This window comes from Janthinobacterium sp. Bl 1, assembly GCF_058215535.1.
Map to the genome: position 1 here is coordinate 1,218,040 of NZ_CM177086.1, position 20,548 is coordinate 1,238,587.

Consider the following 20,548-nt stretch of genomic DNA (forward strand, 5'->3'; position numbering starts at 1 on the left):
AATAACTATTCTGGCCGGTGCTGAAGAAAGGCGCTAGCCGATTCTATCCCTTGTCTTTGGGCGCAACATGAAACTGTGACATGTTGCGTGTTTACTTCACGTCGCTCACTAAGGAACAGCATGTTTAAAAAAATCGCTTTTTTTCTTTTTGTTGCAGGTGCCAGCCTGTCGTTCAACAAGGCGGCAAACAGCACTCCAAGCTGTGGTTTCCAGTGCGCCCAATTAAGGGGAATTTGTCTCGACGAAGGCCGGGGTGACGCTTCCTGCCGCGACAACTACAATTTCTGCGTTGAAAACTGCCGTAATGGCATCTATCCCGAGATGCCGGAATAAGCAACACGTGCATGGCCGCGTCATCTGGCGCGGTCATGCCGCCATAGCACGTCGCTGCCGCCGGCAAAGCGGTTGAGCACGCGCGACAGCACGAACAGCAGGTCCGACAGGCGGTTCACGTACTGGCGCGGATGCTCGTGCAGGGGCTCCGCATTGGCCAGCGCAACGATGCTGCGCTCGGCGCGGCGGCACACGGTGCGGCACACATGCGCGAGCGAGGCGGCGCGCGAGCCGGCCGGCAGGATGAATTCGGAAAGGGCCGGCAAGTCCGCATTGTATTTCGCCAGCAGGTCATCGAGGCGCAGCACGTGCTCTTCCTTGATCAGCTGGTAGCCGGGGATGCAGATTTCTCCGCCCAGGTCGAACAGGTCGTGCTGGATGGCCACCAGCTCGTCGCGCAAGGCGTCGGGCATGGCTTCGCACAGCAGCAAGCCGATATTGGAATTGAGTTCGTCCACGTCGCCCATGGCGTGGATGCGCGCGCTGTCTTTGCTGGTGCGGCTGCCGTCGCCCAGGCCGGTGCTGCCATTGTCGCCCGTGCGCGTGGCGATTTTCGAAAGTCGGTTGCCCATGATGCGGATCCTGTAAAGAAGAATGGGGGCAGCATACGACACTGCGCGCCGCCCGGCGCCGGATTTGCGGGCAAATCGGACAAAAAATGTGGTGCGCGCCACTTTTGTGCTTACAATCGTCGCACGCCCATGCCCATTTGTCCCCATCTTATGCTCAATGCTGCCCCTGAATCCGGATTGACCGCCGCGCGCCAGCAAGCCGTCGTCGCGGCCCTGCTGGCCGTGCTGCCGGCCCGCTGCGTGCTGTCCGACGCGGAAGACACGCGCCCGTATGAATGCGATGGCCTGGCCGCCTACCGCCAGTTGCCGATGGTCGTGACCTTGCCGGACACCGAAGAACAGGTCATCGCCATCCTCGGCGTCTGCCGCGAACTTGGCGTGCCGATCGTGCCGCGCGGCGCCGGCACGGGCTTGTCGGGCGGCGCCTTGCCCATCGCAGATGGCGTGGTGCTGTCGACGGCGCGTCTGAACCGCATCGTGCGCGTCGATGCGTACGCGCGCACGGCCGTGGTGCAGCCGGGTGTGCGCAACCTGGCCATTTCCGAAGCGGCCGCGCCCCATGCGCTGTATTACGCGCCCGATCCCTCGTCGCAGATCGCCTGCAGCATCGGCGGCAACGTGGCGGAAAACTCGGGCGGCGTGCATTGCCTGAAATACGGCTTGACCGTGCATAACGTGCTGCGCGTGCGGGTCGTCACCATCGATGGCGATGTGCTGGAGCTGGGCGGCGAATGCCTGGACTCTCCGGGCCTTGATCTGATGGCCGTCTTCATCGGCTCCGAAGGCATGCTGGGCATCGTCACGGAAGTGACCGTGAAACTGATACCGAAGCCGGCCACGGCCAGAGTCATCATGGCGTCGTTCGGCGACGTCGTCACGGGCGGCAATGCCGTGGCCAATGTGATCGCCGCCGGCATCATTCCGGCCGGGCTGGAAATGATGGACCAGACGTCGTCGCGCATGGTCGAACCGTTCGTCAAGGCCGGCTACGACATCGACGCGGCCGCCATTTTGCTGTGCGAAGCGGATGGCACGCACGAAGAAGTGGAAGAGGAAATCGCTCGCATGACGGCCGTGCTGGAAGGGGCGGGCGCCAGCGCGATTGCCGTGTCGCAGTCGGAAGCGGAGCGCATGAAATTCTGGTCCGGCCGCAAGAACGCCTTTCCCGCCGCCGGTCGCATCTCGCCAGATTACTACTGCATGGACGGCACCATCCCGCGCAAAAAACTGGCGGAAGTGCTGACGGGTATCGCCGCCATGGAAACGACGCATGGCTTGCGCTGCGCGAACGTGTTCCACGCGGGCGACGGCAATCTGCACCCATTGATCCTGTTCGACGCCAACATGCCCGGCGAATTCGAGCGCGCCGAAGCGTTTGGCGCGGACATCCTGGCCCTGTGCGTGGCCGTGGGCGGCACCATCACGGGCGAACATGGCGTGGGCATGGAAAAGATCAATTCCATGTGCGTGCAATTTACGCGTGCCGAACTCGATGCCTTCTTTGCCGTCAAGCGGGCCTTCGATCCCCACACCTTGCTGAACCCGGACAAGGCGATTCCCACCTTGAACCGCTGCGCCGAATTCGGCAAGATGCATGTGACGGCGGGGCGTTTGCCGTTCGCCAACCTGCCCCGTTTTTAATTTTCCGGAGACCCCTTTGCAAGCGATAGCGGAACAATTCAGGCAGCAGATCCTGGCGGCCAGCGCGGCGGGCAAGCCCTTGCGCCTGCGCGGCGGCGGCACGAAGGACTGGTATGGCCAGCAGCTCGAAGGCGAGGTGCTCGACACGCGCGCCTATGCGGGCATCATCGATTACGAACCGACGGAGCTGGTGATCACGGCCCGCTGCGGCACGCCGCTGGCCGAGATCGAGGCGGCGCTGGCCGCGCGCAACCAGATGCTGGCCTTCGAGCCGCCGCACTTCGGCCCCGGCGCCACGGTGGGCGGCGTCGTCGCCAGCGCCTTGTCCGGCCCGCGCCGGGCCAGCGCGGGCGCCTTGCGCGATTTCGTGCTGGGCGCCGTGCTGATGGATGGCCATGGCGAACGCCTGGCCTTCGGCGGACAGGTGATGAAGAACGTGGCCGGCTACGATGTCTCGCGCCTGCTGGCGGGGTCCCTGGGCACCCTGGGCCTGATCCTGGAAGTGTCGCTGAAGGTGCTGCCCTTGCCGCTGCGCGAAGCGACGTTACGCGTGGCCTGCGCTGAAATCGCCGCCTTGCGCATGCTCAATGAATGGGCGGGCAAGCCGCTGCCGATATCGGCCAGCTGCTGGCACGATGGCGTCTTGAGCGTGCGCCTGTCCGGCGCCGAGGCGGCCGTGTCGGCGGCCCTGCAATCATTGAAAGGCGAAGTGCTGGCATACGATGACGCGGCCGCCTTCTGGCTGGCCGTGCGCGAGCAAACGCATGATTTCTTTGCGGGCGCGGGCAGCCTGTGGCGCTTGTCGCTGCCGCCGCACGCCAGCGCCATGATTTTAAAAGGGCGCCAGCTGATCGAGTGGGGCGGCGCGCAGCGCTGGCTCAAGCTCGACGGCGACGCCGATGCCGCCGGCAGCGCGCACATCCGCCAGGCCGTGGCGGCCGCCGGCGGCCATGCGACGCTGTTTCGCGGCGGCGACAAGACCGTGGGCGTATTCCATCCGCTGGCGCCGGCCGTGGCCACCATCCATCAGCGTCTGCGGCAGGCTTTCGACCCAGCCGGCATCTTCAACCCGCACAGAATGTATTGAGCGCGCATGCAAACCAATCTCGCCGATTTCATCAAGAATACGCCGGCAGGCGACGAAGCCGAAGCCATCTTGCGCGCTTGCGTGCATTGCGGCTTTTGCACGGCCACCTGTCCCACTTATCAGCTGCTGGGCGATGAACTCGATGGCCCGCGTGGACGCATCTACCTGATCAAGCAAGTGCTCGAAGGCGCGCCCGTCACGGCCAAGACGCAGACGCACCTGGACCGCTGCCTGACCTGCCGCAACTGCGAGTCGACCTGTCCGTCCGGCGTGCAGTACGGGCGCCTGGTCGACATCGGCCGCAACGTCGTCGAGCAGCGCGTGCAGCGTCCCTTGCGCGAACGCGCCTTGCGCTTCGCGTTGAAGGAAGCCTTGCCGCGCCGCTGGCTGTTTACGCCCGTGTACAAGGCGGGACAGGCGCTGCGCCCGCTGCTCTCGAAAAGCTTGCAGGACAAATTGCGCCCGGGCGCGCAAGCCAGTGCATGGCCCGCGCGCCAGCACGCGCGCACCATGCTGCTGCTCGACGGCTGCGTGCAGCCGGCCATGTCGCCGAACATCAACGCGGCCACGGCGCGCGTGCTCGATGCCTTGGGCGTGCAATTGATCGTCGCGCCGAAGGCGGGCTGCTGCGGCGCGCTGCGCCATCACCTGAACGACCAGGACGCGGCATTGGACGACATGCGCCGCAATATCGACGCCTGGTGGCCTTACGTAGACAGCGTGGACAGTGCCGAAGCCATCGTCATGACGGCGTCCGGCTGCGGCGCCACGGTCAAGGAATATGGCCATTTGCTGGCGCACGATGCGCAGTATGCGGAGAAGGCGCGGCGCATCGCGGCGCTGACGCGCGATCTGTCCGAGATCATGCCGGCGTTTGAAAACGAGCTGGTGGCGCTGCTGAAAGGGCGCATCGGCAAAAGGGTGGCGTATCACCCGCCGTGCACCCTGCAGCACGGCCAGCAGGTGCGCGGCAAGGTGGAGCAGGTGCTGCGCGCCGTCGGCGTCGACGTGCGCCTGTGCGCGGACAGCCATTTGTGCTGCGGTTCTGCGGGCACGTATTCGATCCTGCAGCCGGCACTGTCGCAGCAGCTGCGCGACAACAAGGTGGCGAACCTGGAGGCGTGCGAGCCGGAGATGATCGTGTCGGCCAATATCGGCTGCCTGAGCCATTTGCAGTCGGGTACGGAGACGCCCGTGCGGCACTGGATCGAGTTGATCGACTCGGCCTTGACGCCTACATAGGCACTTCGCTGTACTGCGCGATGCGCCATTGGGGCGCCGGCACGAAGTTGGCGGCCCACTCCAGCACGGCGTCGGCCGGCATGGGGCGGGCGATGCCGTAGCCTTGCGCCAGGTCGCAGCCCAGCTGGATCAAACGCGCGCCATGTTCGACGCTTTCCACGCCTTCGGCGATCACCGTCAGGCTGAAGGAACGGGCCAGGCCGATGACGGCACGCACCAGGTGCAGGTCGTCGCGGTCGTTGAGCATATTGCGCACGAAGCTCTGGTCGATCTTGACGATATTGGCCGGCAGGCGTTTCAGGTATGACATCGACGAGTAGCCGGTGCCGAAATCGTCGAGGGCGAACGTGATGCCCAGCGCCTGGCAGGCGCGGATGATGCGGCGCACGTCTTCGATGTCGTGCAGGGCCGACGATTCGAGAATTTCCAGCTCCAGCATGCTGGCGCGCACGCCGGGAAATTCGCCGAGGATGGTTTCCAGGCGCGAGACGAAATCCGGCTGCTGAAAGTGGCGCGCCGCGATATTCACGCTGACCACCCAGTGCTTGCCGCCAGCCACCCAGCGCTGCATCTGCCACAGGGCCTGGCGCAGCACCCATTCGCCGATGTCGATGATCAAATCCGTCTGTTCCACCAGCGGCAGGAATTGCGCGGGCGCCAGTATGCCGCGGCGCGGATGCTGCCAGCGCAGCAGCGCTTCCATGCCCACCACCGTGCCGGCGCGCATGTTCACCTTGGGCTGGTAGTACAGCCGCAGTTCGCCATTGATCAGGGCGTGGCGCACTTCCGTGCGCTGGTTGTGGTGGGTGCGCACTTCTTCATCGAGATTCGTGTCGAAGAAGTGGTACTGGTTGCGCCCCGTCAGCTTGGCCTGGTAGACGGCGTGGTCGGCGTGGCGCAGCAGGCTTTCCGTATTCAGATCCTTGCCCGCGTAGACGGCGATGCCGGCGCTGGCCGTCATGTGCAGCGCCTGCTGGTCGCACTGGTAGGGGCGGCTCAGTTCCGCCATCAGCTGCGTGACGTTTTGTTCGATGCTGGCGATGCTGGCCTGGCCGCATAGCAGCATGACGAATTCATCGCCGCCCAGGCGCGCCGCGTAGTGGACCTGGCCCGTAAAGCCGTGCAGGCGGCCGGCCACCTGTTTGAGGATTTCATCGCCGGCCTCGGCACCGTAGCGGTCGTTGATGGCCTGGAAATGGTCGAGGTCGAACAGGCAGACGGCCAGCAGGCGCTGGCGTTCGCGCGCGAGGAACAGTTCCTGTTCGAAGCGGGCGGCCAGCGCGGCACGGTTGGGCAGCCCCGTCAGCACATCATTGTAGTTTTGCCAGGACAGCTTTTGCAGGGCCTGCTGCATGTGCACGGTTTCGTTCAATTGCTCGCCCAGCTGGCGCTGGCTGGTTTTCAGCGAGGTCAGCAGTTCTTCGATATCGCCGGCCATGCCATTGAACGACTGCGACACGGCTTGCGCCTCGGGCGTGGCGCCAGCCGCCAGGCGCACGGCGAAGTTGCCGTCGCGGAAGCGGTCGGTCGCTTGCACGAAGCGCGCCAGCAGCTTGCGGTGCGTGGCCAGGATCAAGCCCAGCAGCACGAAGACGAGCACGATATTGATGCTGCTGAGGACTGCCTGCTCGCGTACCCTGAGCCACACTTGCGCCAGGGGCAGGCCGGGCGTGTAGTGCAGGTCGAGGATGCCGTCGCCGCCGTCCGGCAGCGCCACCGTCAGGCGGCTGCGGATGGCCGTGATGCCGGCCAGGCGCGCGAACCATGTAGGCACCGTGGCCAGCGTGCCGGCCAGCTTGCTGTCGGCCAGTACTTCGACATGCCCGCCCGCCGTGTCCCAGCGCGCGGAAACGAGGCTGCGGTTCAGCGGCAGGGCGCTGCGCAGCACCTGGCGCACGCTGTCGTGCATCGCGTGGCTGTCCGCGTGCACGGCCAGCGGCAGCATGCTATTGGCGAGGAACAGGTCGAGTTGCCGCGCATCGCTCTGGTAGCGCGCATTGGCCAGCGCCGTTTCCGTACCGAGCAGGGCGTGATAGCGAACGGCGGAAACGGCGAGTATCAGGAAGAAAATAGGAAGAAAGAGGCGGGAATAAATTCCCATCCGCATCCATGAAGATAATATTTTCCCAAAGACTGGCATCGTTTTTTGATCGATATCTGCGAATAATTATGCAAACATTATCACCGAAATTTGCTATTGGAAACACAATATTGATATCAAGCATGAAATAAGTGCGGATTGATTGATTTCGGCAATTATTGTTTTTAATCAAACCGTCAAATTGCTATTCCTGTAGCAATTGCCGAATGTCGTCCGCCAGGCTGGCCGGTTTGCTGGCCGTCGCGTAACGGCGAAATACGCTGCCATCCTTGCGCACCAAAAACTTGGTGAAATTCCATTTGATCGACTGCGTGCCCAATATGCCGGGCGCCGCCTGTTTTAATTGCGCAAATACGGGATGCGTATGCGGGCCATTCACGTCGACCTTGGCAAACAGGGGAAAGGTGACGCCGAAGTTTTTCTCGCAAAAGGCGCCGATTTCCGCATTCGATCCCGGTTCCTGCTGGCGGAATTGATTGCAGGGAAAACCCAGCACGACCAGCCCTTGGTCGTGAAATTCGCGGTACAGCGCTTCGAGCCCCTGGTATTGCGGCGTGAAACCGCAGGCGCTGGCCGTGTTGACGACTAGTAAAACCTTGCCTTTGTATTGCGCCAGGTCGACCGGCGTGCCGTCCAGCGCCTCGGCCTGGAAATCGTGGATGCTGGTCATGTCAGAGGAGTCCCAGTTTGGTGGCGCCCGTTTGCGGGGCGGGTTCCGGCGCCGTTGCGCCCTTGAGTTTGATTGTCAGGCGCAGATCGTTGACGGAGTCCGCATTGCGAAGCGCATCTTCATAGCTGATGGCGCCCGTTTCGTGCAGGTCGAACAGGGCCTGGTCGAACGTCTGCATGCCGTGTTCGCGCGATTTTTTCATCAATTCCTTGATCTCGTGCACCTGGCCCTTGAAGATCAGGTCGCTCATCAGCGGCGAGTTGAGCAGGATTTCCAGCGCCGCCTTGCGCCCGCCGCCGTCCTTGTTGGGAATCAGGCGCTGCGAAATCATGCCCTTCAAATTCAGCGACAAGTCCATCAGCAACTGCTGGCGCCGCTCTTCGGGGAAGAAATTGATGATGCGGTCCAGCGCCTGGTTGGCATTGTTCGCATGCAGGGTGGCCAGGCACAAATGGCCCGTCTCGGCAAACGCGATGGCGTGGTCCATCGTGTCGCGGTCGCGGATCTCGCCGATCTGGATCACGTCGGGCGCCTGGCGCAGGGTGTTTTTCAGGGCCGTGGCCCAGTCGTCCGTATCGACGCCCACTTCGCGCTGGGTGACGATGCAGTTGCCGTGCGGATGGATGAATTCCACGGGGTCTTCGATGGTGATGATGTGGCCATGGCTGTGCGCGTTGCGGTGGCCCACCATGGCAGCCAGGGTGGTCGACTTGCCGCAGCCCGTGGCGCCCACCATGATGACGAGGCCCCGCTTGCTCATGACGATGTCTTGCAGGATGGCGGGTAAACCGAGCCCATCGAGGGTGGGGATGGCGGTATTGATCAAGCGCAAGACCATGCCTGCCTGGCCCATCTGCACGAAGGCGGACACGCGGAAACGCCCGAGGCCGTCCGGGCTGATGGCGAAATTGGCTTCGCGGCTGGACGCGAACTCGGCCGCCTGGCGTTCGTTCATGACGGCGCGCACATAGCCGGCCGCCTGCTGCGCGTCGAGCGCGCCGCCCGCCAGCGGCGTCAGCTTGCCGTCGAGCTTGATGGCGGGAGGAAAGCCGGCCGTGATGAACAGGTCCGAGCCGCCCCGTGCGCGCATCTGCGCCAGCAGCGCGTGCATGGCGCCATAGTGTTCGTGCGTCGTCTGCATGGCTTATCCGGGGAAGTTTTCAGGGGCCTTGGCGGCCGAGCGGGCCGTCTCGGCCGAGATCGTGCCGCGCCGCACCAGGTCGGACAGGCACTGGTCCAGCGTCTGCATACCCACGTTGCTGCCTGTCTGGATGGCCGAATACATTTGCGCCACTTTCGCTTCGCGGATCAGGTTGCGCACGGCCGGCGTGGCCAGCATGATTTCATGCGCGGCCACGCGGCCCGCGCCATCCCTGGTTTTCAGCAGGTTTTGCGAAATGACGGCTTGCAAGGATTCGGACAGCATGGCGCGCACCATTTCCTTTTCCTCGGCGGGGAAGACGTCGATGATGCGGTCGATCGATTTCGCCGCCGAAGAGGTGTGCAGGGTGCCGAACACGAGGTGGCCCGTTTCGGCCGCCGTCAGCGCCAGGCGGATGGTTTCCAGGTCGCGCAATTCGCCTACTAAAATCACGTCCGGGTCTTCGCGCAGGGCCGAGCGCAGCGCGTTGCTGAACGAATGCGTGTGCGAACCCACTTCGCGCTGGTTGATCAGGCATTTCTTTGGTTCGTGCACGAATTCGATCGGGTCTTCGATGGTCAAAATATGGTGGTTCAGGCGCTCGTTGACGTGGTTCACCATCGCCGCCAGGGTGGTCGACTTGCCGGAACCGGTCGGTCCCGTCACCAGCACGAGGCCCCGTGGGCGCATGGCCAGCTCGCCGAAGATGCGCGGCGCGTTCAGGTCTTCCAGGGTCAGCACTTTCGACGGAATCGTGCGCAGCACGGCCGAGGCGCCCCTTTCCTGGTTGTAGGCGTTGACGCGGAAGCGGGCCAGGCCGGGAATCTCGAACGAGAAATCGCATTCCAGTGCTTCTTCATACGCCTTGCGCTGGCTGTCGTTCATGATGTCGTAGATCATGCTGTGCACTTCCTTGTGCTCGAGCGGGGGCACGTTCAGGCGGCGCACGTCGCCGTTGACCCGTATCATCGGCGGCAGGCCGGAAGACAGGTGCAGGTCGGAAGCCTTGTTGCTGACGGAGAAAGCGAGTAGTTCGGAGATGTCCATTTATAATCCCTGTGCCTGCATTGATGGGCTGGCGCACTGTGCCGCCGCCCCTATACACTAGAAAATGATTATGTCCACAATCGAACAGAACTTGCAAGCCGTGCGCGAGAGTATTGCGCAGGCCGCCGCTGACGCGCAGCGCGCCCCTGGCGACGTGACCCTGCTGGCCGTCTCGAAAACTTTCGGCGCGGATGCCGTGCTGGACGCCATGCGCGTGGGCCAGGCGGCGTTCGGCGAAAATTATCTGCAGGAAGCGCTCGACAAGATCGCCTTTGTGAAGGCGGCCGCGCCGCAGCACGCGCCGGCATGGCATTTTATCGGCCCCATCCAGAGCAACAAGACGCGCCCCATCGCCGAGCACTTCGACTGGGTGCATACGGTGGAGCGGGAAAAGATCGCCGCGCGCCTGTCCGAGCAGCGCCCGGCCAGCTTGCCGGACCTGAATATCTGTCTGCAAGTCAATATCAGCGGCGAAGCGAGCAAGAGCGGCGTGACACCGGCCGAACTGCCGGCGCTGGCGCATGCCGTGGCGCAATTGCCCCGTTTGCGCTTGCGGGGCCTGATGGCCATCCCCGAGCCGGAAACGGAGCTCACGCTTCAGCGCGCTGCCTTTGCGCAACTGCGCGCGCTGTACGAACAATTGAAGGCCGACGGGCTGGCACTCGACACCTTGTCGATGGGCATGTCGGCCGACTTGCGCGCCGCCGTGCTCGAGGGCGCCACCATCGTGCGCGTGGGCAGCGCCATCTTTGGTTCCCGCAACTATTCCTGATGAAGAGAGAGCAAGCATGACGACAGAACTGAATATCGCCTTTGTGGGCGGCGGCAACATGGCTGCGGCCCTGATCGCCGGCCTGGCGGGTAAATTGACCCTGGGCGGCAACATCCACGTGATCGACCCGCATGCGCCGGCGCTGGAAAAACTGCAGGCGCAATTCGGCGTCACGACGGCCACTGCTGCCGGTGACGCGCTGCGCGGCGTGGATGTGATCGTGCTGGCCGTGAAACCGCAAAGCATGCGCGAAGTGGCGGCGCAATTGCTGCCCTTCCTCGACGGGGAGCGTGCGCCATTGATCCTGTCGATCGCGGCCGGCATCCGCGCGCAAGACCTGTCGCGCTGGCTCGGCGATTACCCGGCTATCGTGCGCTGCATGCCGAACACGCCTGCCCTGATCGGCATGGGTATCACGGGCATGGTAGCCAGCAGCGGCGTCAGCGAAGAACAGAAAAAGACGGCGGATGCCATCCTGCGCGCTGTCGGCCAGACCGTCTGGCTCGATGACGAAGCGAAGATCGACCCTGTCACGGCCGTGTCCGGCAGTGGTCCCGCCTATGTGTTTTACTTTATCGAAGCGATGCAGCAGGCGGCGGCCGAATTGGGCTTGACGCCCGAGCAGGGCACGCAGCTGGCGATTGCCACGTTTACGGGGGCGGCGCAGCTGGCGGCGAACTCCAGCGAACCGGTGTCCCTGCTGCGCGAGAGGGTCACGTCGAAAGGCGGCACGACCTACGCGGCCCTGACCAGCATGGAAGAGAGCGGCGTGAAGGCGGCCATCGTCAAGGGCATCAAGGCGGCCGCGCAGCGCGGACGCGAGATGGGGGACGAGCTGGGCAAATAAACGCTACATCACCTTGACGGCGCGGCCGATATACAGGATCGGCCCAGTCGGCCGGCCCGTTGGCGAGCCTGTTTGCGGTTCCAAGGTGATTTCAAACAGTTGATCGGGCTGCAGCGGCGGCAGCTTATCCAGGGTCAACTTGAGGCTTTGCCCCGGCTTGACCAGGCCCAGCGAGACGGGCGCGCCCCAGTCCTTGCCCTTGGTCCAGAATTGCAGGGCTTTTTGCTGCGGCACGGCAGTCGGACCCAGCGGGATCAGGCTCAGGTCGCGGTTCTTGCCGCCGCGTCCGCCCGCCTGCACGATCCAGCCCGGCGATTTATCCTGCGGCGCCACCAGCACCACCAGATAGCCGGGTCCGCTGGGCGCTTGCAATTGCGTAGTGACCAGCACGGCCAGCGCGGCCGTCGCCGCCAGGCCGCCGCCGGCCAGCAGTCTCCAGAAGGCCAGGCTGTTCCACCACGCTTGCCAGCCGCCCGCCTGCCGCACGGCTTTCGGCGTGAACAGGCTGGCGCTGATGCGCGGCCACAGCTGGGCCGAAGGCGTTTCGGGCGGCGCCAGCGTGGTCAACGGCAGCAGACGCTGTTCCCAGGCATCGACGGCGTCGCGCAACGCGGCGTCGCGCGGCAGACGCTGTTCCACTGCCGCGCGTTCGGCCAATTCCAAGGTGCCCAGCACGTATTCGCTGGCCAGCCGTTGCAATTCCTCGTCGCTGTTGATCATTGCATGCACTCCCGCAAGGCGGCCAGGCCTCGCTTGACCCAGGCCTTGACGGTTCCCAGCGGCGCTTGCAGGCGCTGCGCGATTTCGCTATGGGAATAGCCATCGACGTAGGCGTACAGGATGCTATTGCGTTTGGGCTCGTCCAGGTGGCCGAGGCAATCGTGCAGCTTGCCCAGGTCCGCCTGGTCGGCATAGGCCTCGCCCGTATCATGGCTTTGGCGTTCGTGCAGCAGGGTTTCCACGGTATCCTCGTCGGCTGACAGTTCATGGGCGCGGGCACGCGCCACGTCCAGCGCCTGGTGCCGCACCACCACATAGATCCAGCCCTTGCCGCTGCCGCGCGTGGCGTCGAAACTGCCGGCGCGGCGCCAGATATTCAGGAAGGCGTCGTGCAGCACGTCTTCGGCCAAGGCCCGCTGGCGCACGATGCGCAGGGCCACGCCCAGAAGATAGCGGCTTTCCTGCTGGTACAGGCCATGCAATGCCTGCTGCTCGCCCCTGGCGCAGGCGCGCAGGGCGGCATCGTAATCGTAAGGGGCGGCGTGGGCTGGCAAGGTTGGGGCAATCGTCAAGGTTTAACGGTTAGCAAGTTTTCAATGCCGAGTATAGGCCAGAAACCAGCTTGCCAACCGTCAACGCCAGGTATTTATACGGCTTTCCAGAAGATATAATCGGCCTGGTAGGGCACCCATTGCTTGGCGCCGATCGACTCCATGCCGCAGGGGCTGCTTGGTGCCACGCCGCCGCTGGTGGCCACGCGCTGGATGTAGCTGACGCCCTGCATGGCGCCGCTGCCCGTGGCCGGGTTGGCTTTTACCAGTTGATACGGGATGTTGCCCGCGCCAGCCGGCGCCACGGCCACTTGCGTCGCCGTCACTTTCGAGCCATCGAGGTTGGCCCAGGTGGCAGGAGGACCGACATACGTGCCCACTTTCATGCCGCTGCGGTCGTTCAAGGCCGCGTCCGGGCCCACGAAGACCCATTCATGGCCCGTCATGTCTTTCTTGGCCTTGCATTCGTAGGCGATCTTGCCCACGCCCACCGTCTGCATGGCCACCTGGTGGCCATCGGGCACTTTCACGGCGTTCGGCAATTGTTCCTGCGAATAGCGCGCGCTCATGGGGGCGCAGGCGGCCATCAGCAGGGCGGCGCACAGCACGGTGAGGGAAGGGGCGGTATGGCGTGGGGCGATGGTGGCAAGCATGGCAAACTCCTGGTAGTTGGCTCAACCGGCTGGTTGATACCATTACTACGCAGGGGTTTGCTATTTGGATGCAGCCAGGAAAAAAATAATTTATTCCGGCGTTTCTTTCTTGCTGAAACGCTGCGCCAGCGCCAGCACGACGGGCATGGCGGCCGTGGCGTGCTTGAGCAGTGCGCCGCTGGCCCGCATCAGCGGCAGGAAACGGCGCGGACGCACGAGCAGCAGGCCCAGCACGGCGCCCCCTATCATCAGGGGAATTTTGAAGCGCGTGGCCAGGGTATGGCGCAGATTGCCGCCCGTCAGCGGTTCCAGCAATTGCCGCGTTTGCACGCTCAGAGCCAGGCGTTGCAGCGCGCATTCGGCCAGCAGCGCATCGCGCCGCTGCGCCAGGCTCGCGGCCGTATGGACGTGCGACAACTTGGTGGGATGCGTGGTCATGGCCGCTCCGATCCCCGGCGTGCCAGCAGTTGCAGCTCGTCCAGGTCTTTGTTCAGTTCGGAAAGTGTGAAGGACAGCAGTTTCGGCTTGCTGCGGAAACTGGCGCGCACGCCCAGCAGGGTGGCGATGGCGGCAACGATGAAGACCGCGGCCGTGATGGCGATGGCGGCGATGCGGTGCGTGTCCCAAAATAATACGATGACGAGGAACACGATCAATACCAGGCCGACGAACAGGCACAGCAGTGCCAGCATGGCCAGGGCCAGATAGGACAGGAAGCGCAGCGACTCTTCTTCCATTTCCACTGCCGCCAGGGCCAGACGGGTCTGGACGATGGCGGCGAGGGTCGCTGCGACTTGGGCGACATGGTGCATGATAGCCATATGCTGCCTTTCGCGTCAGGAGACGGCCTATGCCGTCGGTGCTGCGTCGGTACTAACTAGCGGCGTGACGAGGAAAGCAGCAGGCCAAACAGTACGCCCACGACGGCGCCCGCGCCCACGGCTTTCCATGGATTGTCCTGCACGTACTCGTCGGTGACCTTGGCCGCCTTCTTGGTCCGTTCGAGCAAGTCTTCTTCCAGCTTGATCAAGTCTTTCTTGGCTGTTTCCAGGGTGGCGATGAACTTGTCCTTGACGGCTTTCACATTCTCGCCCGTCTGATCCTTGGCGCCGTCGAGCCAGCCTTCCGCTTCATTGATGACGGTTTTCAAGTCGCCCGCCAGTTTGTCGCGGGCCTTGTCGGCGTCGGCGAGGATGCTGTCGCTGCTGGATTTTCCGGTATGTATCGAGCTCATGTATTACCTCATGGAAGTGAAACTGCACAGTGAAATACCAGTGTAGGCAGCTGCGGCCAGGCTTGTCTTGCGCCGCCTCAAGGGCTGCCGCGGCGCCAGAGTTATTGCTTAACGGAAAGCAAAGTCCAGCACCACGCCCGCAAACACCGCTGCTCCTAGCCAGTTATTATGCCGGAATGCCGCAAAACACGGCATACGCTCGCGTGCGCGGATCAGGGTGTAGTGGTAAACGGCGCATCCGGCCGCAACTACCAGGCCCGCGACGAACCAATAACGCAAGCCCAGGTACCAGCCGCAGCCCAGCCACAGCAGCAGGAAAACGGCATAGCAGAACATGACGATGGCCACGTCGTAGCGGCCGAAGGTGATGGCCGACGTCTTGATGCCGATCTTCAGATCATCGTCGCGGTCGACCATCGCATATTCCGTATCGTAGGCCACGGCCCAGAAGACATTACCGAGCAGCAGCAGCCAGGCGACGACGGGCACGGAATCCGTGATGGCGGCAAAGCCCATGGGAATGCCGAAGCCGAAGGCGATACCGAGATACGCTTGCGGAATGGCAAAGAAGCGCTTGAAGTAGGGATAGGTGCCGGCGATGATGACGGCGGCCACGGAAAGTTGCTTGGTCAGCGCATTCAGGGGCAGGATCAGGCAAAAGGCCAGCACGGTCAGTACGCCGGCCACGGCCAGCGCTTCCTTGCCGCTGATGCGTCCGCTGGTGATGGGGCGCTCCGCCGTACGCTTGACGAATTTGTCGATATCCTGGTCGGCGTAGTCGTTGATGGCGCAGCCTGCCGAACGCATCAGGAAAGTGCCGAGAATAAAGATGAGCAGCAGCCGCCAGTCCGGCACGCCCTGCTGCGCCAGCCACAGCGCGCACAGGGTAGGCCACAGCAGCAATACGGTACCGATAGGCTTGTCCAGCCGTATCAGGCGGAAATACAGCGCCAGCTTGTTCATGGAAGACTCGATCTTGTTGAAGAGAAAGGTCGATTATCGCAAATAGTATGTAAATGTACTATTCGTCGTCTTCGCACAAGGGGGTGATGCCAGGCAAGTTGCAGCTGGCGATGGCCGCGCACAAGGCGTCAATGGCGGCTTTGCGCGTAAAACTCTTGCGCCACAGCATGACCACCCGGCGCGATGGCACGGGGGCGGCGAATGGCCGGTATTCGAGCATGCCGTCGGTGGCGTGCATATTGGCGACGGAGGCGCGCGGCAAGACCGTCAGGCCGATGCCGCTGGCCACCATGTGGCGGATGGTTTCCAGTGAGGAACCTTCGAACGTGCGCTGCATGCCGTTGCCGGGCGAGGAAAAACGCGCCATTTCGGGGCACACTTCCAGCACCTGGTCGCGGAAGCAGTGGCCATTGCCCAGCAACAGCATAGTTTCCGATTTCAAATCCTGCGCGGCGATTTTGTCACGCGCCGTCCACGGATGCTGGCGCGGCATGGCCACGACGAAGGGCTCGTCATACAGTTCCTGCATCGCCATGCCGTGGTCGGGCAGGGGCAGGGCCATGATGGCCACGTCCAGTTCGCCCTGGCGCAGCAATTCGAGCAGGCGAACCGTGAAGTTTTCCTGCAAGATCAAGGGCATTTGCGGTACCTGGTCTATCATGGCCTTGACCAGGGGTGGCAGCAAATAGGGGCCGATCGTGTAGATCACGCCCAGGCGCAGGGGGCCGGCCAGTGGATCCTTGTTTTGCTTGGCGAGTTCCTTGATGGCGGCCGTCTGTTCCAGCACGCGCTCGGCTTGCGCGATGATCTGCGCGCCCAAGGGAGTGACGGAGATTTCCGCGCCGCCCCGTTCGAACAGGACGACGCCCAATTCGTCTTCGAGTTTCTTGATGGCCACTGACAGGGTGGGCTGGGCAACGAAGCAAGCTTCGGCGGCATGGCCGAAGTGCTTCGCTCGCGCGACTGCAACGATATATTTCAGTTCAGTCAGTGTCATAGGTTGATTGAAACACAGGAAGTACTTACTTGCAATGAATGAAAGGTGGCGCAAACGTGAAACTGTGGCGCCGATGGCGTATTGTAGCGGATCGCCCCCTATAATGCGGGACCGGGCGGCGGAGGGAGAGGGCGATGGAACTGCGGATGCAGACGCTGGAAGCGGCGATCAATTACTGGCGTGCCAGGCAACCGGCGCGCGGCAATGAATATGCGCTGTCGCCGCCCGTCAGCCGTCTGGCCGGCGTGTATGCGCTGATGATTTACCACCGGCAAGATCGCATTGCCGAAGAGGACCTGGAACCGGCGATCCTGGCCTTGATCGATGGCTGGCGCCGCGATGCCGGCGGCATCCAAAGCGATAGCCACGCCTGAGCGTGACCATTAATAACCCAACAAGAGATATCCATGCCTGACTTTGAAAACAAACTGTGCGGCCGTGACGAACTGCGCGCCCGCGCCGCAGCGCTGTCGAAACCGGTGGTGGTGACGAACGGCGTGTTCGACATTTTGCACCGCGGCCACGTGACGTATCTGGCGCAGGCGCGCGCGCTGGGCGCTTCGCTAATCGTTGCCGTGAATACTGATGCTTCAGTGAAACGTCTGGGCAAGGGCGACGACCGTCCGCTGAACAATTGCGAAGACCGCATGGCCGTGCTGGCCGCGCTGGAAGCGGTCAGCCTGGTCGTGCCATTCTCGGAAGACAGCGCCCTGGAAGTGGTGCAGGACATCGAACCGGAAATCTATGCCAAGGGTGGCGACTACGACATGGCGGCCATTCCGGAAGGCAAAGCCGTGCTCGCGTATGGCGGCCAGGCCGTGGCCATCGATTTCGAGCATGACCGCTCGACCACCAAGCTGTTGACGAAAGTGCGGACGCAGCAGGGCTGAGGAAGCTCGTCAATGTTTCCATACAGATAAAAAGACGTTACTATGAGAACTGCCAGGGCTGCGACTTCGTTTCGACCGCCCCAGCACGTTACACCGTCTGATATGCATTGCTTGTCATAGAAAATAAATGGATCATAAAACTTCTGGGGATTGGCCACTGCCCTCCGGCGCCTGGTACGTCGATGACGAGGGCGCGTGGAGCATGCAGCGCAGCGCGGACGGCCAGAACGTCTCGCCCTTGGTGAGCCATGCCGATATCGGCAAGCTGATGCTGGCGCGGCGCCTGCCCGCTGCCGCCGACGCGCCCGTGCGCCAGTTTCCGCCCGAATTCTCGTTCGACCCCGTTTCGGGCGCGGCCTTGCAAGTGCCGCCCGACACTTCAATTACCCCGCCGTGGGTGCCGCCCTACGGCGCACACCCCGTCAGCGACGTGCCACCGGCTGGCCCGGCCGGCTTGCGCCAGGCCAGCGTGCCGCTGAAACTGGCCGACCAGCGCGTCCGCGAAGAGCATGCGCAAGCCGATGCCTCGCTGCCCATGCCGCCGCCCGGCGAATACGAATTCTTTTCCGCCCAGTTCGGCACCAGCGCGCCCGCGCTGCTGGCGCTCGACCCGCGCAAGGCCGTCTTGCACGCGTGGCTGCCCGCCTCGAAACGCTGGCTGGCGCTGGACCCCGACTATGGCAGCCTGCTGGCTGAATCGGATCTGGCCCACGGCGCCTGGCGCGCCGAGCTGGTGCCGGAGTTCAATAGCGTGCTGGTCTTGCCGACCAGTCACGGCCTCGCTTGCATCCGTCCCGACGTGCCGTCGCTGACCTATGTGGTCGAGCACGTGGGCGGCGCGCCGTGCATCGCCAGCCCCGTCTGGTTCCAGAACCGGCTGTGGGCACCGCTGCGCGACGACGATGGCCGCATCCGCTTCGTCAACCTTGACGCCGCGCAAAAGCCGGGCAGCGACGTGCTGCTCGACGGCATGGTCGACCTGGGTACCGTCAGCGCGCCCGTCGCCTACAACCGCATGGCCGTGTGGCCGTGCGCCAACGGCCAGCTGCGCTTGCAGCTGCAGCCGGACGGCAATGTGGCCGCCTCGTTCACCCCGTGGCCCGAAGGGCTGGTGCCGCATTTCGAATTCGGCAGCCCGTACGTGTCGCGCGACGGCGGCCTGTGGCAGCTGTGCTTCGAGCGCAGCCGCGGCACCTATGTCTACGTGAAACTGGGCGCGCAGGCCGAACGGGCCGACGCGCTGGCGCCGCGTCTGTGTTCGGGCAGCTTCAATTACCGCTTCGCCACCAAGCTGAAAACGGCGCCGTGGGAAGAACCGGAACACGGCGACGATGGCGGCAAGAACCAGGCCGTCATGCCGCTGCTGGAATCGAGCGTTGGCAACAGCGTCTTTGGCGTCAAGTTCGCCACCAGCGCCGGCCTGTCGAGCGTGCTGCGCTCGAACGAGCGCCTGGCGGCCCAACTGGTGCAGGACGACGAATTGCGCGAAACCGTGTTTCACACGTTCGCCGTCAGCGAGCCGTGGCGCTTGCGCCTGTTTGTCCATGAAGGCATGCTGTGGGCGTATCACCCCTTGCTGTCGCGCATCGATGGCTGGGCCTTGCAGGCATGAAAGCGCGCGTCCTGATCGCGGCCTGCGCCGCCTTTTTCGCCACCGCCAGCGTGCAGGCGGCCGGCATCCAGCAAGCCTTTCTCGTGCAAAATTCGGGCTGGATGGAGCCGTTTTATACGGATGAACAGTCGCAACTGAAAGCCCTCGTGGGCGCCGTGGCGCAGGCCGCCACGAACCCGTCTGATAAAGTTTATACGCTGGCCTTCAGCCAGAGCAGCGGCAGCAATGTGTCGCCCGCACTGATCGGGCAGGGGCAGGGCGGCGCCGGCGTGGCGGGCCAACTGGCTAACTTGGGCCTGGCGCGCAAGAGCGCCGGCGGCGCGCTGGCCGACACGGATTTCCAGGAAGCCGTCACCAAGACCATCACGGGCCCGTTCCAGTCCGCCTCCGGTATCGTGTGGATTTTTACGAATAACAAGAACAGTCCGAACAACGACAGCCAGACGGCCGAGCGCAACCGCGACTTTTACCGGCTGCTGCATCTGGAACCGTCGATCACCAAGACGGTGGTGTTTCCGCTGCGCATGCCCGTGCAGGGCAAGCTGTACAGCGCCAAGGGCCTGATGGTGTATGCGCTCGCGTATGGCCAGCCCGCGTCCGAGGCGTTGAACCGCATCCTGGCCGAAGGGCGGCTGTCGCAAGTGCTGACGCGCCCGCCCGCGCGCCTGAAACCGGTGGACCAGGATGCCGTGCGCATCGTGCCCCAGTCCGTCAAGAACAGCGCCAATGTGCACGCCAGCCTGGGCCGCGACGGGCGCACCATCGTGCTCGACGTCGATGCGGCGAAGCTGCTGCCGCAAGTGGTGCTGCAGGCGTCGCTGCAAAACATGTTTTTCCCGTACGTGATCGATAGCGCCAAGGTGCACGCCAGCCTGGCCGGCCAGAACGCGCCGCTGCATGTTGCGCCGGATCAAATCCGCCAGCTGCAGCCTGGTGCCAGCCAGTCCGTGCAAGTGCAGTTTGCGCTGCCGATGGCGCAGATTCCATCGCCGTGGTCGGCGCAGGCGATCGCCGCCATGGGCAAGCAGGTGATGCTGCCCATGCAGGCGCAAGTGGGCCTGTCGGAACAGCGGCTGGCGCTGGCGTCCAGTTTTGGCAAGGATTTGCAGGAACTGTTCCCCGGCGACCCGATCTCAAGCATGTTTACGCCGCCCGACAGCGTGCGCGCCTCGCAGGCAACGATACCGCTGCTGGTGCGCATCCAGTATCCGCTGCTGCCCGTGCTGGTGATACTGGGCGGCGTCCTGGCGCTCGTGCTGGGCTTGCTGGCGCTGGGCCTGGTCGGCACGCGCGCCACGCGCTACAAGGTGATGGCCGATGGCGTGCAGCGCCAAGTGCTGTTGAAACCATTCAAGAGCGTGCAGATCCGCGATGATGACGGCCGCGACATTGGCGACCTCAAGCGGGGCCTGGGCAAGCCGGCCGTCGTGCGCGTGGCCGAGGGCCATACCCTGAGCCTGGCCTGAACACAGATT

23 protein-coding genes are annotated in these 20,548 nt (G+C 63.7%); 10 read left to right on the plus strand and 13 right to left on the minus strand.

Annotation, left to right across the window (positions count from 1 at the left end):
• Window positions 1-120: 120 nt before the first annotated feature.
• The gene (locus AC4BCN_RS05535) at window positions 121-333 is read left to right on the plus strand and encodes a hypothetical protein (RefSeq protein ID WP_139143510.1); all 213 of its coding nucleotides are present in this window, start codon (window positions 121-123) and stop codon (window positions 331-333) included.
• A 20-nt stretch (window positions 334-353) separates the two neighbouring features.
• Here AC4BCN_RS05535 and AC4BCN_RS05540 read toward each other — a convergent pair whose 3' ends face one another.
• Window positions 354-905 (minus strand): cob(I)yrinic acid a,c-diamide adenosyltransferase, encoded by a 552-nt coding sequence (locus AC4BCN_RS05540; protein WP_219329987.1) that lies wholly within the window; start codon window positions 903-905, stop codon window positions 354-356.
• Between the two features lie 150 nt (window positions 906-1,055).
• Here AC4BCN_RS05540 and AC4BCN_RS05545 point away from each other — a divergent pair, with 150 nt between their 5' ends.
• Genes AC4BCN_RS05545 through glcF form a run of 3 tightly spaced genes read left to right on the plus strand, consistent with a single transcriptional unit; the run spans window position 1,056 to window position 4,875 of the window.
• Window positions 1,056-2,546, plus strand: coding sequence for an FAD-linked oxidase C-terminal domain-containing protein (locus AC4BCN_RS05545; protein ID WP_490492747.1), 1,491 nt, complete (start codon window positions 1,056-1,058; stop codon window positions 2,544-2,546).
• Window positions 2,547-2,562: 16 nt separating this feature from the next.
• Window positions 2,563-3,633, plus strand: a complete 1,071-nt coding sequence (gene glcE / locus AC4BCN_RS05550; RefSeq protein ID WP_490492748.1) for a glycolate oxidase subunit GlcE — start codon at window positions 2,563-2,565, stop codon at window positions 3,631-3,633.
• A gap of 6 nt (window positions 3,634-3,639) precedes the next feature.
• Complete coding sequence (gene glcF, locus AC4BCN_RS05555) at window positions 3,640-4,875, plus strand: glycolate oxidase subunit GlcF (protein WP_490492749.1); 1,236 nt, start codon at window positions 3,640-3,642, stop codon at window positions 4,873-4,875.
• On the opposite strand, the gene AC4BCN_RS05560 is transcribed toward glcF, so the two are convergent.
• The 4 genes from AC4BCN_RS05560 to AC4BCN_RS05575 all read right to left on the minus strand — a co-directional run bounded on the left by AC4BCN_RS05560 (window position 4,868) and on the right by AC4BCN_RS05575 (window position 9,834).
• Window positions 4,868-6,976 carry a putative bifunctional diguanylate cyclase/phosphodiesterase gene (locus tag AC4BCN_RS05560; RefSeq protein ID WP_490492750.1) on the minus strand — a complete coding sequence of 703 codons (2,109 nt, stop codon included), beginning with the start codon at window positions 6,974-6,976 and terminating at the stop codon, window positions 4,868-4,870. The genes glcF and AC4BCN_RS05560 overlap by 8 nt on opposite strands.
• A 184-nt stretch (window positions 6,977-7,160) precedes the next feature.
• A complete protein-coding gene (locus tag AC4BCN_RS05565; protein WP_128141304.1) occupies window positions 7,161-7,646 on the minus strand; it encodes a glutathione peroxidase in 486 nt (161 codons plus the stop codon).
• 1 nt (window position 7,647) lies between these two features.
• Window positions 7,648-8,787 carry a PilT/PilU family type 4a pilus ATPase gene (locus AC4BCN_RS05570; RefSeq protein ID WP_490492751.1) on the minus strand — a complete coding sequence of 380 codons (1,140 nt, stop codon included), beginning with the start codon at window positions 8,785-8,787 and terminating at the stop codon, window positions 7,648-7,650.
• Between the two features lie 3 nt (window positions 8,788-8,790).
• Entirely contained in the window at window positions 8,791-9,834 is a 1,044-nt protein-coding gene (locus AC4BCN_RS05575; RefSeq protein ID WP_034749074.1) for a type IV pilus twitching motility protein PilT, read from the minus strand.
• 70 nt (window positions 9,835-9,904) lie between these two features.
• On the opposite strand from AC4BCN_RS05575, the gene AC4BCN_RS05580 reads away from it, so the two are divergent.
• Together AC4BCN_RS05580 and proC are read left to right on the plus strand one after the other, a co-directional pair.
• A complete protein-coding gene (locus AC4BCN_RS05580) occupies window positions 9,905-10,606 on the plus strand; it encodes a YggS family pyridoxal phosphate-dependent enzyme (protein ID WP_490492752.1) in 702 nt (233 codons plus the stop codon).
• Between the two features lie 16 nt (window positions 10,607-10,622).
• Window positions 10,623-11,453, plus strand: coding sequence for a pyrroline-5-carboxylate reductase (proC, locus tag AC4BCN_RS05585; RefSeq protein WP_128141307.1), 831 nt, complete (start codon window positions 10,623-10,625; stop codon window positions 11,451-11,453).
• A 3-nt stretch (window positions 11,454-11,456) separates the two neighbouring features.
• Here the strand turns inward: proC and AC4BCN_RS05590 are convergent, their stop codons facing one another.
• The 8 genes from AC4BCN_RS05590 to AC4BCN_RS05625 form a co-directional block, all read right to left on the minus strand.
• Entirely contained in the window at window positions 11,457-12,173 is a 717-nt protein-coding gene (locus tag AC4BCN_RS05590) for an anti-sigma factor (RefSeq protein ID WP_490492753.1), read from the minus strand.
• Entirely contained in the window at window positions 12,170-12,739 is a 570-nt protein-coding gene (locus AC4BCN_RS05595; protein WP_411268336.1) for a sigma-70 family RNA polymerase sigma factor, read from the minus strand. The genes AC4BCN_RS05590 and AC4BCN_RS05595 overlap by 4 nt, the downstream gene beginning before the upstream one ends.
• A gap of 80 nt (window positions 12,740-12,819) precedes the next feature.
• Window positions 12,820-13,377 (minus strand): DUF3455 domain-containing protein, encoded by a 558-nt coding sequence (locus AC4BCN_RS05600; RefSeq protein ID WP_128141309.1) that lies wholly within the window; start codon window positions 13,375-13,377, stop codon window positions 12,820-12,822.
• Window positions 13,378-13,467: 90 nt separating this feature from the next.
• Entirely contained in the window at window positions 13,468-13,815 is a 348-nt protein-coding gene (locus AC4BCN_RS05605; RefSeq protein ID WP_139091705.1) for a hypothetical protein, read from the minus strand.
• On the minus strand, window positions 13,812-14,198 hold the full coding sequence (locus AC4BCN_RS05610; RefSeq protein WP_072456837.1) for a phage holin family protein: 387 nt from the start codon (window positions 14,196-14,198) through the stop codon (window positions 13,812-13,814). The genes AC4BCN_RS05605 and AC4BCN_RS05610 overlap by 4 nt, the downstream gene beginning before the upstream one ends.
• A 56-nt stretch (window positions 14,199-14,254) precedes the next feature.
• Window positions 14,255-14,611, minus strand: coding sequence for an ElaB/YgaM/YqjD family protein (locus AC4BCN_RS05615; protein ID WP_072456840.1), 357 nt, complete (start codon window positions 14,609-14,611; stop codon window positions 14,255-14,257).
• Window positions 14,612-14,719: 108 nt separating this feature from the next.
• Window positions 14,720-15,574: a 4-hydroxybenzoate octaprenyltransferase gene (ubiA, locus tag AC4BCN_RS05620; protein WP_034749047.1), complete on the minus strand. Its 855-nt coding sequence runs from the start codon at window positions 15,572-15,574 to the stop codon at window positions 14,720-14,722.
• A gap of 58 nt (window positions 15,575-15,632) precedes the next feature.
• Window positions 15,633-16,571, minus strand: a complete 939-nt coding sequence (locus tag AC4BCN_RS05625) for a hydrogen peroxide-inducible genes activator (protein ID WP_128141311.1) — start codon at window positions 16,569-16,571, stop codon at window positions 15,633-15,635.
• Window positions 16,572-16,705: 134 nt separating this feature from the next.
• Between AC4BCN_RS05625 and AC4BCN_RS05630 the strand changes: the two genes are divergently transcribed.
• The 4 genes from AC4BCN_RS05630 (at window position 16,706) to AC4BCN_RS05645 (ending at window position 20,539) form a co-directional block, all read left to right on the plus strand.
• Entirely contained in the window at window positions 16,706-16,945 is a 240-nt protein-coding gene (locus AC4BCN_RS05630) for a DUF3717 domain-containing protein (protein ID WP_139091704.1), read from the plus strand.
• Window positions 16,946-16,978: 33 nt separating this feature from the next.
• A complete protein-coding gene (gene rfaE2, locus AC4BCN_RS05635; RefSeq protein ID WP_490492754.1) occupies window positions 16,979-17,461 on the plus strand; it encodes a D-glycero-beta-D-manno-heptose 1-phosphate adenylyltransferase in 483 nt (160 codons plus the stop codon).
• A 127-nt stretch (window positions 17,462-17,588) separates the two neighbouring features.
• Window positions 17,589-19,073 carry a hypothetical protein gene (locus AC4BCN_RS05640; RefSeq protein WP_485883538.1) on the plus strand — a complete coding sequence of 495 codons (1,485 nt, stop codon included), beginning with the start codon at window positions 17,589-17,591 and terminating at the stop codon, window positions 19,071-19,073.
• Window positions 19,070-20,539: a hypothetical protein gene (locus AC4BCN_RS05645; RefSeq protein WP_139091702.1), complete on the plus strand. Its 1,470-nt coding sequence runs from the start codon at window positions 19,070-19,072 to the stop codon at window positions 20,537-20,539. Before AC4BCN_RS05640 ends, AC4BCN_RS05645 begins: the two co-directional genes overlap by 4 nt.
• Window positions 20,540-20,548 lie beyond the last annotated feature (9 nt).

Excerpts from the sequence above, each read along its gene's own strand:
- AC4BCN_RS05535 (WP_139143510.1), top strand. The coding sequence starts at position 121 with ATGTTTAAAAAAATCGCTTTTTTTCTTTTTGTTGCAGGTGCCAGCCTG.
- AC4BCN_RS05540 (WP_219329987.1), bottom strand. The coding sequence starts at position 905 with ATGGGCAACCGACTTTCGAAAATCGCCACGCGCACGGGCGACAATGGC.
- AC4BCN_RS05545 (WP_490492747.1), top strand. The coding sequence starts at position 1,056 with ATGCTCAATGCTGCCCCTGAATCCGGATTGACCGCCGCGCGCCAGCAA.
- glcF (WP_490492749.1), top strand. The coding sequence starts at position 3,640 with ATGCAAACCAATCTCGCCGATTTCATCAAGAATACGCCGGCAGGCGAC.
- AC4BCN_RS05560 (WP_490492750.1), bottom strand. The coding sequence starts at position 6,976 with ATGGGAATTTATTCCCGCCTCTTTCTTCCTATTTTCTTCCTGATACTC.
- AC4BCN_RS05565 (WP_128141304.1), bottom strand. The coding sequence starts at position 7,646 with ATGACCAGCATCCACGATTTCCAGGCCGAGGCGCTGGACGGCACGCCG.
- AC4BCN_RS05570 (WP_490492751.1), bottom strand. The coding sequence starts at position 8,787 with ATGCAGACGACGCACGAACACTATGGCGCCATGCACGCGCTGCTGGCG.
- AC4BCN_RS05575 (WP_034749074.1), bottom strand. The coding sequence starts at position 9,834 with ATGGACATCTCCGAACTACTCGCTTTCTCCGTCAGCAACAAGGCTTCC.
- AC4BCN_RS05580 (WP_490492752.1), top strand. The coding sequence starts at position 9,905 with ATGTCCACAATCGAACAGAACTTGCAAGCCGTGCGCGAGAGTATTGCG.
- proC (WP_128141307.1), top strand. The coding sequence starts at position 10,623 with ATGACGACAGAACTGAATATCGCCTTTGTGGGCGGCGGCAACATGGCT.
- AC4BCN_RS05590 (WP_490492753.1), bottom strand. The coding sequence starts at position 12,173 with ATGATCAACAGCGACGAGGAATTGCAACGGCTGGCCAGCGAATACGTG.
- AC4BCN_RS05600 (WP_128141309.1), bottom strand. The coding sequence starts at position 13,377 with ATGCTTGCCACCATCGCCCCACGCCATACCGCCCCTTCCCTCACCGTG.
- AC4BCN_RS05605 (WP_139091705.1), bottom strand. The coding sequence starts at position 13,815 with ATGACCACGCATCCCACCAAGTTGTCGCACGTCCATACGGCCGCGAGC.
- AC4BCN_RS05610 (WP_072456837.1), bottom strand. The coding sequence starts at position 14,198 with ATGGCTATCATGCACCATGTCGCCCAAGTCGCAGCGACCCTCGCCGCC.
- AC4BCN_RS05615 (WP_072456840.1), bottom strand. The coding sequence starts at position 14,611 with ATGAGCTCGATACATACCGGAAAATCCAGCAGCGACAGCATCCTCGCC.
- ubiA (WP_034749047.1), bottom strand. The coding sequence starts at position 15,574 with ATGAACAAGCTGGCGCTGTATTTCCGCCTGATACGGCTGGACAAGCCT.
- AC4BCN_RS05625 (WP_128141311.1), bottom strand. The coding sequence starts at position 16,571 with ATGACACTGACTGAACTGAAATATATCGTTGCAGTCGCGCGAGCGAAG.
- AC4BCN_RS05630 (WP_139091704.1), top strand. The coding sequence starts at position 16,706 with ATGGAACTGCGGATGCAGACGCTGGAAGCGGCGATCAATTACTGGCGT.
- rfaE2 (WP_490492754.1), top strand. The coding sequence starts at position 16,979 with ATGCCTGACTTTGAAAACAAACTGTGCGGCCGTGACGAACTGCGCGCC.
- AC4BCN_RS05640 (WP_485883538.1), top strand. The coding sequence starts at position 17,589 with ATGGATCATAAAACTTCTGGGGATTGGCCACTGCCCTCCGGCGCCTGG.
- AC4BCN_RS05645 (WP_139091702.1), top strand. The coding sequence starts at position 19,070 with ATGAAAGCGCGCGTCCTGATCGCGGCCTGCGCCGCCTTTTTCGCCACC.